General features: G+C 65.9%; 11 protein-coding genes. 9 read left to right on the top strand and 2 right to left on the bottom strand.

Annotated elements, in window-relative coordinates; translation table 11 throughout:
- Positions 1 to 300: 300 nt before the first annotated feature.
- On the top strand, positions 301 to 2,409 hold the full coding sequence (locus ARADN35_RS0110035) for a sensor domain-containing diguanylate cyclase (RefSeq protein ID WP_035197091.1): 2,109 nt from the start codon (positions 301 to 303) through the stop codon (positions 2,407 to 2,409).
- 190 nt (positions 2,410 to 2,599) lie between these two features.
- Here ARADN35_RS0110035 and xdhB read toward each other — a convergent pair whose 3' ends face one another.
- Positions 2,600 to 5,032, bottom strand: a complete 2,433-nt coding sequence (gene xdhB, locus ARADN35_RS0110030; RefSeq protein WP_010461666.1) for a xanthine dehydrogenase molybdopterin binding subunit — start codon at positions 5,030 to 5,032, stop codon at positions 2,600 to 2,602.
- Positions 5,029 to 6,768, bottom strand: a complete 1,740-nt coding sequence (locus ARADN35_RS0110025; RefSeq protein ID WP_010461664.1) for a xanthine dehydrogenase small subunit — start codon at positions 6,766 to 6,768, stop codon at positions 5,029 to 5,031. Before ARADN35_RS0110025 ends, xdhB begins: the two co-directional genes overlap by 4 nt.
- Before the next feature lie 191 nt (positions 6,769 to 6,959).
- Between ARADN35_RS0110025 and ARADN35_RS0110020 the strand changes: the two genes are divergently transcribed.
- The 8 genes from ARADN35_RS0110020 (at position 6,960) to ARADN35_RS0109985 (ending at position 16,816) form a co-directional block, all read left to right on the top strand.
- A complete protein-coding gene (locus ARADN35_RS0110020) occupies positions 6,960 to 7,892 on the top strand; it encodes a LysR family transcriptional regulator (RefSeq protein WP_029413848.1) in 933 nt (310 codons plus the stop codon).
- 79 nt (positions 7,893 to 7,971) lie between these two features.
- Positions 7,972 to 9,570: an ABC transporter ATP-binding protein gene (locus ARADN35_RS0110015; RefSeq protein WP_029413847.1), complete on the top strand. Its 1,599-nt coding sequence runs from the start codon at positions 7,972 to 7,974 to the stop codon at positions 9,568 to 9,570.
- The gene (locus tag ARADN35_RS0110010; RefSeq protein WP_010461650.1) at positions 9,563 to 10,636 is read left to right on the top strand and encodes an ABC transporter permease; all 1,074 of its coding nucleotides are present in this window, start codon (positions 9,563 to 9,565) and stop codon (positions 10,634 to 10,636) included. The genes ARADN35_RS0110015 and ARADN35_RS0110010 overlap by 8 nt, the downstream gene beginning before the upstream one ends.
- The gene (locus ARADN35_RS0110005; protein ID WP_010461649.1) at positions 10,636 to 11,556 is read left to right on the top strand and encodes an ABC transporter permease; all 921 of its coding nucleotides are present in this window, start codon (positions 10,636 to 10,638) and stop codon (positions 11,554 to 11,556) included. The genes ARADN35_RS0110010 and ARADN35_RS0110005 overlap by 1 nt, the downstream gene beginning before the upstream one ends.
- A 111-nt stretch (positions 11,557 to 11,667) precedes the next feature.
- On the top strand, positions 11,668 to 12,834 hold the full coding sequence (locus ARADN35_RS0110000; protein WP_010461648.1) for a BMP family ABC transporter substrate-binding protein: 1,167 nt from the start codon (positions 11,668 to 11,670) through the stop codon (positions 12,832 to 12,834).
- 98 nt (positions 12,835 to 12,932) lie between these two features.
- Positions 12,933 to 13,913, top strand: coding sequence for an aromatic ring-hydroxylating oxygenase subunit alpha (locus ARADN35_RS0109995; protein ID WP_010461647.1), 981 nt, complete (start codon positions 12,933 to 12,935; stop codon positions 13,911 to 13,913).
- Positions 13,913 to 14,965, top strand: a complete 1,053-nt coding sequence (locus ARADN35_RS0109990; RefSeq protein WP_010461646.1) for an adenosine deaminase — start codon at positions 13,913 to 13,915, stop codon at positions 14,963 to 14,965. Before ARADN35_RS0109995 ends, ARADN35_RS0109990 begins: the two co-directional genes overlap by 1 nt.
- 276 nt (positions 14,966 to 15,241) lie before the next feature.
- Positions 15,242 to 16,816, top strand: coding sequence for a methyl-accepting chemotaxis protein (locus ARADN35_RS0109985; protein WP_010461645.1), 1,575 nt, complete (start codon positions 15,242 to 15,244; stop codon positions 16,814 to 16,816).
- Positions 16,817 to 16,837: the final 21 nt, after the last annotated feature.

Raw genomic sequence — 16,837 nt, 5'->3', positions numbered from 1 at the left:
TGGTTTCGGCGCCGCGCGAAAAATAGCGCGCACCGCCCTCGCTACTGGCGCGCTGCCCGCCAGCGCACCCATGGAACTGGCTTTGCCAGGCCAGTGGGTGCGTCCCCCTCCGGGGGAAGCCGCGCAGCGGCTCAGGGGGGCTTCCTTGTCAGGGTTTGTCCTTGGGTTTCACTGAGGGTTCCACCCAAGCCCCGGGCTGCAGGGGCTGCGTATATTTGTTGGGACCTGTCCGGTTTGACCTGTCCCCATGCCCAACGCCACCTTATTGCGCCCGCTTGGCGCCCCCCGCGCGGAGTGTCCATGACGCCCCCGACCCACCCCGTGCCGCCACAGGACGCACCGGGCTGGTGGATGCCTGGGGCGTTGGTGCTGCGGCTGGTGCTGGTGGCGGTGCTGGCCGTGGGGTTGTCCGGGGCGGTGTCGGCGTGGTTGGTCACGCGCGCTTCGGGGCAGGAGGCCATGCGGCGCGTCGTCAGCCAGCAGACGGATGAGGTGGAGGTGGTCGCCCGCCTGCTCGCCAGCAAGATCGAACAGAGCCAGAAGGTGCTGCGCACCGTGGCCGCTGGCATCACGCCGGGCATGCTCGAATCTCCCTCCACCCTGGAATGGCTGCTGCAGCAGGGCCTGCCCGCCGTGCAATTCTTTGATGCGATGCAGGTGGCCCGCGACAACGGCGAACTGCGGTTGAACCTGCGCGGGGGGCGACTGGACAAGGCCTCCAACCTGGACCCGGCCGAGCGCGATGCGTTGCGCCGCACCCTCATCGACGGCAAGCCGCTGGTGTCCGAACTGATCGCAGGGCGCACCAGCGATGCACGTGTGATGTTCACCATGCCGCTGCACCGCGAAGATGGCACCGTGCTGGGCGTGGTGGCCGGTGCGTTGCGCCTGCAGTCGCAGGGGCTGCTGCCGCCGTCCATGACGCTGCCGGCGCGCGATGATTCGCGGCTCCTCGTTTTCACGCGCGACGGCACCATCCTGTCGCATTCGGACCCGGCACGCATCATGGGCAAGGTGAGCGATGAGGCAGGGCTTGCGCCCGTTTACAGCCGCTGGCTGGACCAGGCACAGCCCGTGGTGGGGCGGGGGACGACCCATCTGGAGGCCCAGCACATCGTCAGCATGGCGGGCATGCCGCTGCCGCAGTGGATCGTGGCGCGGGTCAGCCCCTCGCAGGCGCTGCTGGCGCCGCTGCAGGGAGCGCAACGTGAAGCCTGGTGGCTGGCTGCTGCCAGCATGGCGCTGTGCATGCTGCTCGTGGCCGTGCTCATGGCCTGGATGGCGCAGCCGTTGGCACAGCTCACCCACAGTGCCCGCCAGATGCTGCGGCGTGGCACGCGGCCTGGCCCGCCGCAGGACCACATCGCCTGGCCACGTGCGGGCGGCGAGGTGGGCGAACTGGTGCGCATGTTCCAGGGCATGGTGCAGCAGGGCAGCCTGCAGCAACAGCACAAGGCCACGCTGGATGGGCAGTTCCAGGCCGTGCTGGACAGCGCCTCCGTGGGCATCGTCATCTCGCGCCATGGCATCCTGGAGGTGGTGAGCCGCCAGGCCTGCCTGATGCTGGGCTACACCGAGGGCGAGTTGCAAGGCCACCCCGCCCGCGCCCTGTATGCCAACGATGCCGAATACGACCGCATCGGCGAGCGTGTGCAGGCCGAGTTTGCCGCACATGGCGTCTTCGATGGCGATGTCTGCTTCATGCGCAAGGACGGCTCGCCCGTGTGGGCCCGTGTGCAGGGCCGTGGCGTCCGGCGCGACGAGATGGAGGGCGGCACCGTCTGGATCCTGGAGGACATCACCGCAGCGCGCGAGGCGCAGATGCAGCAGGCGTGGGAGCGCACGCACGATGCGCTGACGCGGCTTTACAACCGCAATGCCTTTGACGAGCGCCTGGGCCTGCTGCTGGCCGAACGCTCGGCGCGCCCGCGTGCGCCGGATGCACAGAGCAGCGAAATTGCCGGGGACGGCGTGGTGCTGTTTCTGGACCTGGACCATTTCACCGTGGTCAATGACATCGCCGGCCATGACGCCGGCGACGATGTGCTGCGCCACGTGGCCCGCTTGCTCGAATCCCAGGTGCGCCAGATCGGCTGGGCCGCGCGGCTGGGCGGCGATGAGTTTGCGGTGGTGCTGCCCGGCTGCGCGCTGGCACGCGGCCAGGCCGTGGCCGAGCAATTGCGCGCGTCGGTCCAGGCCTGGGAGCCGTCGTACCAGGGGCGCAGCTTCACGCTGGGGGTGAGCATCGGGCTTGTGGTGCTCGATGCGAGTCTGCAGGACGTGCCCTCGGTGCTGTATGCGGCCGACATGGCGTGCTACGACGCCAAGCGCGCGGGGCGCAACCGGGTGGAGACACGCCATGCGAGCCAGGCCACGGCTTCAGGGCGCATGGCGCTGGGGCCTGCTTGAGGAGTTTTTTGCCGCTGGAGCTTGTTGGATATGCGTTGGTAGCTATTGTTTTTGTAGTAAACGGCGTGCCTGGCGGGATGGCGGACGCTGGGGAAAATCCCAGGCTCCGTCACTTCAGTCAGAGACTTTGGTCGCTGCAAAAAATATAGCTAATGGCGCTTTCCCAATAAGCGACAGGGCCTGAAAAGACTCAATTTTCCAAACGGCCCAAGGCCTTCAGCACATTCTCCGCAGTCGCCGGCGCCGTCAACACCACCGGCGCTGCCGCATCCGCACCCAAGCGCCCCGCCGCCACGGCATTGCGCAGGGCCTCATACACGCTGATCGCCAATATGAACGGTGGTTCGCCCACCGCCTTGCTGCCGCCCACGTTGTCCTCCCGGTTGGCCTCGGGCCACAGTTCCACCTTGAAGTGTTGGGGGATGTCCCCCGTCGCCGGGATCTTGTAGGTGCTCGGTGCGTGCGTTGTCAGGGTGCCCTTGTCGTTCCACACCAGCTGCTCGGTGGTCAGCCAGCCCATGCCTTGGATAAAACCGCCTTCGATCTGACCGATGTCGATGGCCGGGTTGATGCTGTGGCCCACGTCGTGCAGGATGTCCACGCGGGTCACGCGGCTCTCGCCGGTGAGCGTGTCGATGACCACCTCGGAACACGCCGCACCATAGGCAAAGTAGTAAAACGGCCGGCCCGTGAGCGTGGCCTTGTCGTAGTGGATCTTGGGCGTGCGGTAGAAACCGTCGCTCCACAGCTGGATGCGGTTGGCGTAGGCCTCTTTCACCACATCGTCGAACTGCCGCACTTTTTTGGGCGAAATCACCTGTCCGCCCGCGAACTGGATCGCACCCGCGCCGCAGCCATCGAGCCCGCAGACATAGGCCGCCAGGTTGTCGCGCACATGGCGCGCAGCGAACTGCGCGGCACGGCCGTTCAGGTCGGTGCCGCTGGATGCTGCGGTGGCGCTGGCGTTGGGCACCTTGCTGGTGTCGCTGGCGGTGACGAGCACGCGGGAGAGCGGCACGCCCAGCTCGTCGGCCACGATCTGCGCCACCTTGGTGTGCAGGCCCTGGCCCATTTCGGTGCCGCCGTGGTTCACCTGCACGCTGCCGTCGGTGTACACATGCACCAGCGCGCCGGCCTGGTTGAACAGCGTGGCGGTGAAGCTGATGCCGAACTTGACGGGCGTGATGGCCAGCCCGCGTTTGAGCACGGGCTGCTGCGCGTTCCACGCGGCGATTCGGGCCTGGCGCTGGCGGTAGTCGGCGTCGCGTTCCAGCTGGGGCATCAGCGCATGCAGGATGTTGTCCTCCACCGTCATCTGGTAGTGCGTCACATTGCGGCCGTCGGATGCATCCTTGCCGTACAGGTTGGCCAAACGCACGTCCTGCGCATCGCGGCCCAGCGCGCGGGCGATGTCGCCCAGGATGGCCTCGATCACGATCACGCCCTGTGGCCCGCCAAAGCCCCGGAACGCGGTGTGGCTCTGCGTGTTGGTCTTGCAGCGGTACGAGGCAATTTCCACATCGCTGAGGTAGTAGGCGTTGTCGCTGTGGAACACGGCGCGGTCGGCCACGGGGCCTGACAGATCGGCGCTGAAGCCGCAGTTGGCCGCCATCTGGAGCTTGAGGCCCGTGATGCGGCCGGTGTCGTCAAAGCCCACGTCGTACTCGTACGCGAAGGGGTGGCGCTTGCCGGTGACCATGAAGTCTTCATCGCGGTCCAGCCGCAGCTTGACGGCGCGGCCGAACTTGTTGGCGGCCACGGCGGCCCACACGGCCAGGTGGCCGGCCTGGGTCTCCTTGCCGCCAAAGCCGCCGCCCATGCGCCGGCATTCCACGCGCACAGCGTGGTTGTCCAGCCCCAAGGCGTGCGCCACCCAGTGCTGCACTTCGCCCGGGTGCTGGGTGCTGGAGTAGACCCACCACTGTTTTTGCTCCAGCGGCAGCGCGTAGGCGATCTGGCCTTCCAGATAGAAGTGTTCTTGCCCGCCCACCTCGAACGCGCCCTGCAGGCGGTGCGCCGATTGGGCAAGGCCCGTGGCGGCGTCGCCCCGGCGCACGAACACGGGGGGCAGCACGTAGCTCTTGGCCTTCAGCGCGTCGTGCACAGAGAGCACTGCGGGCAGTGGGGTGATGTCGAGCTGCACGGCGCGCACGGCGCGGCGCGCCTGCATCACCGAATCGGCCACCACCAGGCCGATGACCTGTCCGATGTGCTGCACGGTGTCGTGCGCAAACACGGGCTCGTCGTGCGCAAAGGCGGCGAGCAGCTTGTCGCCGGGCACGTCTGCCGCCAGCACCACGCCGCGCACGCCGGGCATGGCCAGGGCGGTACTGGCGTCGACGCCGTTCAAGGTGCCGTGGGCCACGGTGGAGAGGATGGGCGCGGCGTACAACGTGCCCTTCACCTCCGGCAGGTCGTCGATGTAGTGGGCCGCACCGGCTACCTGGGCGCGGGCGCTTTCGTGGACGTGCGACTGGCCCATGGCGCGGGTGCTGGCAGGCGCGCTGGGCTGCGGGGCTGCCAGGGGTTCAGCAGCGTGGGCATCGGCGGCAGCAGCCACGGCGCTGTCCACGGCATCGCGGCTCACGGGCAGGCCACCGGGCAAGGTTTCGCGCTGGTTCATACGGCTTCCTCCAGGCGGAAGTTCTCTACGCTCACCGCCTCTTCGCCCTGGCTCTCCAGCCAGAAGCGCTGCAGCAGGCTGGCCAGCACCGTGCGGCGGTAGGCACCGCTGGCACGCATGTCCGAGATGGGGTTGAACTCGCCCTGCAGCGCTTGCGCGGCGCGGGCAATGGTGTCGGCGTTCCACGGCTGGCCGGTCAGCGCGGCTTCGGTCTGGCGCGCGCGGGCCGGGGTGGCGGCCACACCGCCCGCGCCGATACTGGCGCGGCGCACCACGTCGGCTTCGATGTCCAGGTTGATGACCAGGCACACGGCGGAGATGTCATCGTCAAACCGCTTGGAAATCTTGTAGGCCCGAAGAATGTTGGCCCCCACGCTCGGCACTGGCGTGTGCTCGCTGCCCCCAGCCGGGGACGGGGCACCGGCTTCACCGGGCCGTGGGGCGCTCGCCGCCTTGGGGCGGCCCGGCGGCTCGGACTCGGTCACTCCGGGCCGTGGCACCACGATGCGCACCAGCAGCTCGTCGGGCGCCATCACGTTTTGCCGGTAGCCGGTGTACAGGTCTTCCAGCGCCATGGCGCGTTCGCCGCGCACGCTGGCCAGCACCACCTGGGCGCGCAGGGCGATCAAGAGCGGCATCGAGTCGCCAATGGGCGAGCCGTTGGCCACATTGCCGCCCAGCGTGCCCGAGTTGCGCACGGGCAGGCCCGCAAAGCGCGTGGCAAAGGTGTGCAGCTGCGGCCACTGCGCCGTCAGCGCCGCGAAGGCGTCGGTCAGGGTGACGGCGGCGCCGAGGGTGATGTGGTGGTTGTCCTGCTGAACCTGCCGCAGCTCGGCCACGCGGGTTACGTCCAGGATGCTTTCGTATTGCTTGTGCTGCTTGGTCACCCACAGGCCCACGTCGGTGCAGCCTGCCACCACCTGCGCCGCAGGGTGTTCCGCCCGCGCGGCCAGTAGATCGGTGAGCGTGGTGGGCGAAATATAAGAAGAATTGGCCTCTGGCGCTGGATGGTGAAGCGCAAGCAGCTCCAGTTTTTGTAGCAAAAGAGGTTCATTCACTGCCATCGCGGGCAGGGCGCCCATGTGCTGCGCGGCGTCCAGGATGGGGCGGTAGCCAGTGCAGCGGCACAGGTTGCCGGAGAGTTCTTCCTGCGCCAGTTCGCGGGTGATGGGTTGGCCTTGGCGGACGTGGTCGAGCGTCGACGGGCCGCCCCTAGGCGCGAGGGCCCCGGGCGCGCGGGAATCCGGGGGCCCTTCCCCAGATGGAGGCAGCGAACCACACGCAGTGGGGAGCGTGGGGGCGATGTGTTTCTGGTACATCCCAAAGAGACTCATCACAAAACCGGGGGTGCAAAACCCGCATTGAGAACCGTGGCACTGAACCATCGCCTCTTGTGCGGGATGCAGTGTGATGGGTGGACGAGGAGCCAGGGCGGCATCGCCCACCGGCTGGATCAGCGGGTCTTCCGCCAAGTCCTCCACCGTCCACAGCGCCATGCCGTGGACCGAATGTGCCAGCCGGATGCAGCTGTTCACCGCGCTGTAGTGCACCTTGCCGTCCCGCGCCTCGCCCAGCACCACGGTGCAGGCGCCGCAGTCGCCTTCGCCGCAGCCTTCCTTGGTGCCGGTGTGGCCCAGGTCTTCGCGCAGCACCTCCAGCAGCGTGCGGTCGGGTGGTACATTGCCCAGCGCCACGGGCTGGCCGCGGCGCAGGAATTGCAAGGTTTGGGTGGTCATGACGGAGGCCGCTTCTTCGATTGCTATCAATTCATGAGGACTTACGCACATCGGGATGCAACGGCTGCATTGCCTTGGAGCGATGCGGCTTGCCTGAGCCCTGTTTTGCGCAAGTCGTGTTCATCAGAGGGTAGGGCGCCCAATGGCCGCCAGCATAAGTACAAGCTTATGACATCAATGCACGCACTGCTATGAGAGACCACGCCCTTTTCGACAAGATAGACCTCCATCTCATAAGGGTCTTGCACACCGTGCTCACTGAACGCAGCGTATCGAGGGCCGCCGTCCGCCTGGGCATGCACCAGCCGGCGGTGTCGGCTGCGCTCAAGCGCCTGCGCGACCTGGCGGGCGACCCGCTGCTGGTGCGCTCGGGCGCCAGCATGATGCCCACCGATGCCGCGCTGCGCATGGTGGAGCCCGCAGGGGCGATCCTGCGATCGGCCGAGGCGCTGTTCTCGGATGCGCGCGGGTTCGACCCCCGCACCTCTACCCGCACCTTCCGCGTGGCCGCCAGCGACTATCTGGACCCGCTCTTCCTGCCCCAGCTGGTCGCACGCCTCAAGGTCGAGGCCCCTTTGTGCCCCATCGAGATCCTGCCCCTGTCGGCCGACACGCACTACCACGCGCACCTGGCGCAGGGCGAGGTGGATGTGGTCATCGGCAACTGGCCCCAGCCGCCGGACGACCTGCACATGGGCCGCCTGTTTGGCGACGAGGTGGTGTGCCTGGTCGGCAAGGACCACCCCGCCGTGCGGCGTGGCTGGGACGTGGAAAGCTGGCTGGCGGCCGAGCACATTGCCCCCACCCCCACCCACCCCGGTGCTCGCGGGGTGATCGACGCCCACCTGGACAGCCTGGGCATGCAGCGCCACATCACGGCGCGCTGCGCCCATTTCAGCCTCATCCCCAGCATCGTGGCATCGAGCTTGCTTGTGCTGACCACGGGCCGCCAATATTGCGAACGTTATGTAGACCAATTGCCGCTGGCCATCCTGCCGTGCCCGGTGCCGTTTCCCCGGCTCATGTACTACCAGCTCTGGCATGCGCGCACGCACCACTCGGCGGCGGCCGCCTGGCTGCGTGACTGTGTGAAGAATGTGGCTGCTTCGCTACGAAAAGAATAGCTGCTGGCGCATGCTGAACAAGCGCAAGAAGGTGTTTTCATTCTTATAACAAGTTGTAAAACTGAGAGACAATCCCCGCATGAGTTCACCTCCTACTTCTCCCGCTCCGGGGGCGCCGCCGCCCCGGTTGCAGCTGACGGGCATTACCAAGCGCTACCCGGCCGTGGTGGCCAACAGCGGTGTATCGCTCACGGTGCTGCCCGGCGAGATCCATGCCGTGCTGGGCGAGAACGGCGCGGGCAAGTCCACGCTGATGAAGATCATCTACGGCTCGGTCAAGCCCGACGAAGGCAGCGTGTTCTTCAACGGCCAGGCCGTGCAGGTGCGCAACCCGCAAGAGGCACGGGCCCTGGGCATTGCCATGGTGTTCCAGCACTTCAGTTTGTTCGACACGCTCACGGTGGCCGAGAACGTGTGGCTGGGGCTGGACAAGAGCCTGACGCTGGCCGAAGTGACCGGCCGCATCACCGCCAAGGCCGCCGAATACGGCCTTGACATCGACCCCCTGCGCCCCGTGCACACGCTGAGCGTGGGCGAAATGCAGCGTGTGGAAATCATCCGCGCGCTGCTCACCAACCCCAAGGTGCTGATCCTGGACGAGCCCACCTCGGTGCTCACGCCCCAGGCGGTCGAAAAGCTTTTTGTGGTGTTGCGCAAGCTGGCCAGCGAGGGCTGCAGCATCCTCTACATCAGCCACAAGCTGCACGAGATCCGTGCGCTGTGCACCGCCTGCACCGTGCTGCGTGGTGGCAAGGTGACGGGTGTGTGCAACCCGGCGGAAGAATCGAATGCGTCCTTGTCGCGCCTGATGATCGGCGCCGAGCCGCCCGCGCTGGAGCACCGTGCCGTACAGACTGGCGCCACGGTGCTGCGCGTGCAGGGCCTGTCGCTGCCGCGCGCCGACCAGTTTGGGGTGGACTTGATCGACCTGCAGTTCGAGGTGAAGGCGGGCGAAGTAGTGGGCATTGCCGGTGTCTCGGGCAATGGCCAGAAAGAGTTGCTCTATGCCCTGTCGGGCGAAGACCAGCGCGCTGAGCCGACCAGCATCCAGGTCTCGGGCCAGAACGCAGGCCGCATGGCACCCAACCAGCGCCGGGCGCTGGGCTTGCATTTTGTGCCCGAAGAGCGCCTGGGGCGCGGTGCCGTGCCCACCATGGGCCTGGCGCACAACCTGCTGCTCACGCGCACCAATTCGGTCAGCGGCAGTGGCTGGATCAAGGTGGGGGCGTTGCAAAAACATGCCGAGGCCATCATCCAGCGCTTCAACGTCAAGGCCGGTGGCCCCCATGCAGCGGCCAAGTCGCTGTCGGGGGGCAACCTGCAAAAGTTCATCGTGGGGCGCGAGATCGACGCCAACCCGAAACTGCTCATCGTCTCGCAACCCACCTGGGGCGTGGACGTGGGCGCTGCCGCGCAGATTCGCGGATCGATCCTGGCATTGCGCGATGCGGGCTGCGCGGTGCTGGTGGTCAGTGAGGAGCTGGACGAATTGTTTGAAATCTGCGACCGGCTGCATGTGGTGGCCAAGGGGCGCCTGTCGCCGCAGGTGGCACGCGCGGACGCCACGGTGGAACGCATAGGCGAATGGATGAGCGGCCTGTGGCATGCCGATGTGCAGGCCCACCTGGCCCAGCAGCATCAACAACAGGCGCAGGCCGGGGAGGCGCAGCATGCTTAAGCTGGAACCCCGTCCCCAGGCTTCTGGCTGGTGGACCTATGGCTCGCCGCTGTTGGCGCTGGCGGTCACCGTGCTGATTGGTGTGGCCTTGTTCGTGGCGCTGGGCAAGGACCCGGTGCGCGGGCTGCAGGTGTTCTTTTGGGAGCCGGTCAGGACGCCGTATGCCATCGGTGAACTCATGGTCAAGGCCACGCCGCTGCTACTCATTGCACTGGGGCTGGCGGTCTGTTTTCGCTCCAATGTGTGGAACATCGGCGCCGAGGGCCAGTTTGTGATCGGCGCGGTCACCGCGGGGGGCATGGCCCTGTTGGCCGACAAGACCACCGGCCCCTGGATCGTGCCCGCCATCCTGCTTGCCGGCGTGCTGGGCGGCATGGTCTGGGCGGGGCTCACGGCGCTGCTGCGCGACAAGTTCAACGCCAATGAAATCCTGGTGAGCCTGATGCTGGTCTATGTGGCCACGCTGGTGCTGGGCTACCTGGTCTATGGCCCGTGGAAAGACCCCATGGGCTACAACTTTCCCCAGACCAAGACCTTCGAAAAAGTGACCCAGATCCCGCGCCTGATGCAGGGCTCACGGGTGTCCATCGGCCTTTTGCTGGCGCTGGCTGGCGCGGCGGCGCTGTGGGTGTTTCTGTTTCGCACCCGTGCGGGCTTTGCCCAACAGGTGGGCGGCCTGGCCCCGGCGGCGGCGCGGTATGCCGGTTTCTCGTCGCGCAAGGCGTTGTGGACGGCACTGTTGATATCCGGTGGCGCGGCAGGCCTGGCAGGCGCACTGGAGGTGGCAGGGCCGATTGGCCAGCTCACGCCCTACGTGCCGGCAGGCTACGGCTTTGCAGCCATCATCGTCGCCTTTGTGGGGCGGTTGCACCCGGTCGGCATGATTCTTTCGGCCATCCTCATGAGCATGTTCTACATCGGCGGCGAGCTGGCGCAGTCGCGCATGGGGTTGCCCAAGTCGCTCACGGGTGTGTTCCAGGGTTTGCTGCTGTTCACGCTGCTGGCGTGCGACACGTTGATTGCCTACCGCGTGCGCTGGGTCGGCAGCAAGAAAGGAGGTGTCTGATGGAGTCTTATGCACTGCTCATCGGCGCCACGCTCAGCGCAGGCACCGTGTTGGCCATTGCGGCCCTGGGCCTCCTGATCAATGAGAAGGCAGGCATCGTCAACCTCGGTGCCGAGGGCATGATGCTTTGCGCGGCCATTGCGGGTTTCGCCACCGTGGTGCACACCGGCAACACCTGGCTCGGGTTTGCGGCGGGCATGGCAGCCGGGGCGATTCTTGCCGCCATCTTTGGCGTGCTCGTGATCTGGCTCAACACCAACCAGTACGCCACGGGGCTGGCGCTCAGCCTGTTCGGGGTGGGCTTCTCGGCGTTTGCAGGCATCAGCTATGTGCAGGCCAAGCTGCCGGAGCTGCCCAAGTACGCGATTCCCGTGCTGGGCGATGTGCCGCTGCTTGGCCCCGCGCTGTTCCAGCAGCATCCTCTGGTGTACGTCACCATGCTGCTGGTGGCGGGGCTGATCTGGTTCCTGTACCGCTCGCGCGCCGGTCTCGTGCTGCGCTCGGTGGGCGAGTCGCCCGAATCGGCCCATGCGCTGGGCTACCCGGTGCGGCGCATCCGGCTGGCGGCCGTGGTGGTGGGCGGTGCCTTGTGCGGGCTGGCGGGGGCGTACATCTCCACCGTCTACACCCCGCTGTGGGTCGAGGGCATGGTGGCCGGGCGCGGCTGGATTGCGCTGGCGCTCACGACCTTTGCCACCTGGCGCCCGGCACGGGTGTTGCTTGGTGCCTACCTGTTTGGCGGCGTGACCATGCTGCAGTTCCACTTGCAGGCCACGGGCGTGCAGGTGGCCAGCCAGTTGCTGAGCATGCTGCCGTATGTGGCCACCATCGTGGTGCTGGCGCTGATCTCGCGCAATCCGGCGTGGATCCGCATCAACATGCCTGCCTCGCTGGGCAAGCCGTTTTATCCGGGCAGCTGAAATGGAAGGCCGCCGCCACAAATGCTGGTTACCCAGCGGTAGATCGCCCCATAATTAATGTTTTCGTCCCGCAACCTTTGCAAGTCTTACCTCTTCAATAAGGAAACCGACATGACTGATCTGCAGAAACGCTCCATGCTCAAGGTGGCAGCGCTGTCCGCTGTGGCCGCAGCCGCCCTCGTGGGCTGTGGCAAGAAGGAAGAACCGGCACCCGCCCCTGCGCCTGCACCGGCTCCCGTGGTGGAAGCCCCGGCGCCCAAGCCCGAGCCACTGAAGATCGCTTTTGCCTATGTCGGCCCCGTGGGTGACGGTGGCTGGTCGTTCGCCCACGACAACGGCCGCAAGGCCATCGAGAAGGAGTTTGGCGACAAGGTCGTCACGAGCTTCGTCGAAAGCGTGCCCGAATCGGCCGACGCCGAGCGCGTGCTGCGCGACCTGGCGGGCCAGGGCAACAAGCTGATCTTCGGCACCACCTTCGGCTACATGGAGTCCATGCTCAAGGTCGCGGAAGACAACAAGGGTGTGAAGTTCGAGCATGCCACCGGCTACAAGACCGCCGAAAACATGCGCACCTATGACAGCCGCACCTACGAAGGCGCCTACATGGCCGGTGTGATCGCCGGTGCCATGACCAAGTCCAACACACTGGGCGTGGTCGGCTCGGTGCCAATCCCTGAAGTGATCCGCAACATCAACAGCTTCACGCTGGGTGCGCAGTCGGTCAACCCCAAGATCAAGACCAAGGTGGTGTGGGTGAACGAATGGTTCAGCCCACCGAAGGAAACCGAAGCGGCCACCTCGCTGATCAACGGCGGCGCCGACGTGCTGTTCCAGAACACCGACTCCCCCGCCGTGCTGAAGACGGCGCAAGAGAAGGGCAAGCGCGCCTTCGGCTGGGATTCGGACATGACCGCCTACGGCCCCAAGGCCCACCTGGCATCGGCCATCATCAATTGGGGCCCCTACTACGTCAAGGCTACCAAGGACGCACTGGAAGGCAAGTGGGCCACGGGCCAAAGCTGGTGGGGTGTGAAGGAAGGTGCGATTGACATCGTCTCCATCGCCGAAGACGTGCCTGCCGACACCAAGGCCAAGGTCGAGTCCATCAAGAAGGGCCTGGCCGATGGCTCGTTCCAGATCTGGAAGGGCCCCATCGTGGGCCAGGACGGCAAGCCCGTGCTGGAAAAGGACGCAGTGGCCGATGACAAGTTCCTGGGGGGCGTGAACTTCTATGTCAAGGGCGTGGAAGGCAAGATCCCTGGCGGCGACAAGAAGTAAATCAACCAACCGGCCTGCGGGCTGGTTGGACACGGAGAGGGCCGCCTGCGGGTGGCCCTTTTTTCATGGGTGTGCTTTCTTTTTCGAGGAGCCGGAAGATGCTCGAACCGAGCCTGTGGCATCCGGTGGCTTTGGTGGGCGATGTGGCGCAGACACCCGTCGCCGTGCAGTTGCTGGAGCAGCCGGTGGTGGTGTGGCGCGATGCTGCGGGCGTGGTGCAGGCATTTGCCGACCAGTGCCCGCACCGGGGTGCCCGGCTGTCGCTGGGTCGCGTGACGCCGGACGGCCGGTTGGAGTGCCCCTACCACGGCTGGCAGTTTGCGGCGGGGGGGCGATGCACCCAGGTGCCCGCATTGCCCACGTTTGTGCCTCCGCCTGCGCATTGCGCTCGGGCTTTTGTGGCCCGTGAGGCCTATGGCCTGGTATGGGTGTGCATGGATGGGGCGGGGACGGCGTTGCCCGTATTTGCGGCCGAAGATGACGCGCGCCTGCGCAAGCTCAACTGCGGACCCTACGACGTGGCGGCCAGTGCGCCGCGCATCATCGAGAACTTTCTGGACATGTCGCACTTTGGTTTTGTGCACGAAGGCTGGCTGGGCAGCTGTGAAGCCACCGCCATCGACGACTACCGCGTGGAGCCAACGCCCACGGGCCTGTTGGCCACCGGCTGCAAGGCTTGGCAGCCCCAGTCCAATCTGCATTCGACCGCCCCGGCGCAGGTGGAGTACACCTACGAAGTCACGGCGCCCTATGCGGCTGTGCTGACCAAGGTGCCCGAGGCGGGCACCACGGCGGTGGATGGCTGGCGCGAGTCCATTGCGCTGTTCATCTGTCCGGTGACGCCGGTGCGCAGCCGCGTGTGGTTTCGCCTGGCCGTGGCAGATTTCGATTCGCCTGACGAAAAGCTGCAGGCCTTTCAGCACACCATCTTCACGCAGGACCAACCCGTGCTGGAGTCGCAGATGCCACAGTGCCTGCCGCTTGACCTGCGGGCGGAGTTGCATACCGCTGCCGACAAGGCATCATCTGCCTACCGCCGTTTTTTGCGCCAAAGCGGCATCACCTTTGGAGTCTGCTGATGTTTAAAGTGCCCCCCATTTCTGCCGAGCGCCTGCCCGGTCTGCTGCGCGCCATGCCCAAGGCCGAGCTGCACATCCATATCGAGGGCTCGCTGGAGCCCGAGCTGATCTTTGCCCTGGCACAGCGCAACGAGCTGGTGTTGCCCTATGCCAGCGTGGAAGACTTGCGCAGCGCCTACGCGTTCACCAACCTGCAGAGTTTTCTGGACATCTACTACGCCGGTGCCAGCGTGCTGCTGCACGAGCAGGACTTTTATGACATGGCGCGCGCCTACCTGGGGCGCGCGGCGCGCGACAACGTGCTGCATGCCGAAATTTTCTTCGACCCGCAGACCCACACCGCACGCGGCGTTGCCATGGAGACGGTCATCAACGGCCTGTACCGGGCTTGTGAAGATGCACGCAGGGAACTGGGCATCAGTGCCACGCTGATCCTGTGTTTCCTGCGCCACCTCAGTGAGGAGTCTGCCTTCGAAACCCTGGAGCAGGCACAACCGCTGCTCGACAAGATCGTTGGCGTGGGGCTGGATTCGAGTGAGTTGGGCCACCCGCCCGAAAAGTTTGCCCGCGTGTTTGCGCGCTGCCGCGAGCTGGGCCTGCATCTGGTGGCGCATGCGGGCGAGGAGGGCCCTCCTGCCTACATCTGGAGCGCGCTGGATGTCCTCAAGGTGGAGCGCATCGACCACGGGGTTCAGGCGGTGCATGACGCCGCCCTGATGCAGCGGCTGGCGCAGGATCGCATCGCACTCACCGTGTGCCCCTTGTCCAACCAGAAGCTGTGCGTGTTTCCCAATCTGGCAGACCACAATCTGGGCAAGCTGCTGGATGCAGGGCTGGCAGCCACGGTCAACTCGGACGACCCCGCCTACTTTGGCGGCTACCTCAACGAGAACTTCACCCAGGTGTTCGCCGCCACGGGCCTCACTGCGAAGCATGCCTACCAACTGGCGTTCAACAGCTTCGAGGCGAGTTTTGCGGGCAATGCCGACAAGCGGATCTGGGAACACAAGCTCAAGGAAACCTTTGAGCGGTGTGTGGAACACGACTATTGAGCGGGCCGCGCTGCGGCGCTGGCGGTGGGCGCCGGGCGCGGTGAGCCCTTAGCCCGGCTACGTTGAGGGTGTTGCTCTTCATGGGTGAGCGCGATGGCTTGGGGCTGCCGTCGCTGCCGGGTTGTCCGAGGTTTCGGGTAAACCCTTAAAATAATAAGTATTCATTCGAATAGCCTAGGGCCGTTGCCCCTGAGGCAAGTCTTCGCCACAGCCCCCCTGTCTTTTGCACCATCGCCCTGCGCGATGGCTGCCCTCACCCGTTTTCGGAGTCGTTCCATGTTTCTCAGTCGATTTTCCATTGGCAAGCGCCTGACCCTCGTGCTTGGCCTGATCCTGGCGCTGTTCTTTGCGAGCAGCGTGGTGGCCGTGGTCAAGTTGGGCCAATTGGGCAAAGAGATCAGTGCCATGGTCGACGACAACATCAAGACCGAGCGCGCTGGCTCTGACTGGCTGCGCCACACCACGTCCGGCGTGCAGCGCGCAGCCGCCATTGCCAAGAGTAGTGATGCCAGCCTGATTCCGTATTTCGCCCCTGCCACGGCAGCGTCGATCCGCGACACCAACGAACTTCAGAAGTTCATCGAGTCCAAGATGGACAGCGCGGAAAAGAAGCAGTTGTTCGCCAAGGTGGGTGAGCTGCGCAAGGACTATCTCGCTGCCCGGGAAGAGGTGAGCAAGCTCAAGCAGGCCGGCGATGCGGAGAGCGCCAACAAGGTCTTTACCGAGCGGTTTGAACCCACTTCGCGCAGCTACCTGGCCGGTGTGCAGCAAATGGTGGACGGCCAGCGTGTCGAGCTGGATGCCGCTGGCAAGCGCAGCGAAGAACTGCGTGCCCAGACCACCTTGCTGCTGCAGATCTGCACCGGTGTCTCGCTGCTGCTGGGCGCCCTGCTGGCCTGGCTGCTGACCACCAGCATCACTCGCCCGCTGCGCCAAGCCGAGGCGATTGCCGAAGCCATTGCCGACATGGACCTGACCGGTGCGCCCCAGACCAGCTACGCCAACGACGAGACAGGTCACCTGTTGCGCGCGCTGGATGTCATGCGCAGCGCGCTGCACCGCTCGCTGCAGCAGGTGCGGGGTGTGGTGGACAGCATTTCCACGGCCAGTACGCAAATCGCCATGGGCAACCAGGACCTGAGCGCGCGCACCGAGCAGACGGCCAGCAGCCTGCAGGAGACCGCCAGTTCGATGGAGGAACTGACCAGCACCGTGCGCCAGAGCGCGGATTCCGCCGTACAGGCTAACCAGCTGGCGGTGTCGGCCGCGCAGGTGGCGCAGCGCGGTGGCGAGGTGGTGGCCCAGGTGGTGACCACCATGGACGAGATCAATTCCAGCAGCAAGAAGATCGCCGACATCATCGGCACCATCGACGGCATCGCCTTCCAGACCAATATCCTGGCGCTCAATGCTGCGGTGGAAGCCGCCCGAGCGGGGGAGCAGGGGCGTGGTTTTGCCGTGGTGGCCAACGAGGTGCGCTCGCTGGCCCAACGATCGGCCAACGCCGCTAAGGAGATCAAGACGCTGATCGGTGTGTCGGTGGAAAAGGTCGAATCGGGCGCTGCGCTGGTGCAGAACGCCGGGACCACCATGGGTGAGATCGTCAGCTCCGTGCGCCGCGTGACCGACATCATTGGCGAAATCAGCGCGGCCGCCTCGGAGCAAAGCCTGGGCATTGGCCAGGTGAACGTGGCGGTGGCGCAGCTGGACCAGATGACGCAGCAGAACGCCGCGCTGGTGGAGGAATCCACGGCCGCTGCCGAGAGCCTCAAGGACCAGGCGTCGCGCCTGGCCGACGTGGTCGGAGCCTTCCGCCTGGGCGCGCCATCGAACACGCTGCGACTGCACTGAGCACCGCGCCAGCGCTGGCGC

This window comes from Acidovorax radicis N35, assembly GCF_000204195.1.
Lineage (GTDB): Bacteria > Pseudomonadota > Gammaproteobacteria > Burkholderiales > Burkholderiaceae_C > Acidovorax > Acidovorax radicis.
The sequence above is the reverse complement of the archived record's forward strand: the minus strand, read 5'-3'. Positions and strand labels throughout refer to the sequence as shown.

Coding starts and splice junctions, on each gene's coding strand:
- ARADN35_RS0110035 (WP_035197091.1), top strand. CDS start 301: ATGACGCCCCCGACCCACCCCGTGCCGCCACAGGACGCACCGGGCTGG.
- xdhB (WP_010461666.1), bottom strand. CDS start 5,032: ATGAACCAGCGCGAAACCTTGCCCGGTGGCCTGCCCGTGAGCCGCGAT.
- ARADN35_RS0110025 (WP_010461664.1), bottom strand. CDS start 6,768: ATGACCACCCAAACCTTGCAATTCCTGCGCCGCGGCCAGCCCGTGGCG.
- ARADN35_RS0110020 (WP_029413848.1), top strand. CDS start 6,960: ATGAGAGACCACGCCCTTTTCGACAAGATAGACCTCCATCTCATAAGG.
- ARADN35_RS0110015 (WP_029413847.1), top strand. CDS start 7,972: ATGAGTTCACCTCCTACTTCTCCCGCTCCGGGGGCGCCGCCGCCCCGG.
- ARADN35_RS0110010 (WP_010461650.1), top strand. CDS start 9,563: ATGCTTAAGCTGGAACCCCGTCCCCAGGCTTCTGGCTGGTGGACCTAT.
- ARADN35_RS0110005 (WP_010461649.1), top strand. CDS start 10,636: ATGGAGTCTTATGCACTGCTCATCGGCGCCACGCTCAGCGCAGGCACC.
- ARADN35_RS0110000 (WP_010461648.1), top strand. CDS start 11,668: ATGACTGATCTGCAGAAACGCTCCATGCTCAAGGTGGCAGCGCTGTCC.
- ARADN35_RS0109995 (WP_010461647.1), top strand. CDS start 12,933: ATGCTCGAACCGAGCCTGTGGCATCCGGTGGCTTTGGTGGGCGATGTG.
- ARADN35_RS0109990 (WP_010461646.1), top strand. CDS start 13,913: ATGTTTAAAGTGCCCCCCATTTCTGCCGAGCGCCTGCCCGGTCTGCTG.
- ARADN35_RS0109985 (WP_010461645.1), top strand. CDS start 15,242: ATGTTTCTCAGTCGATTTTCCATTGGCAAGCGCCTGACCCTCGTGCTT.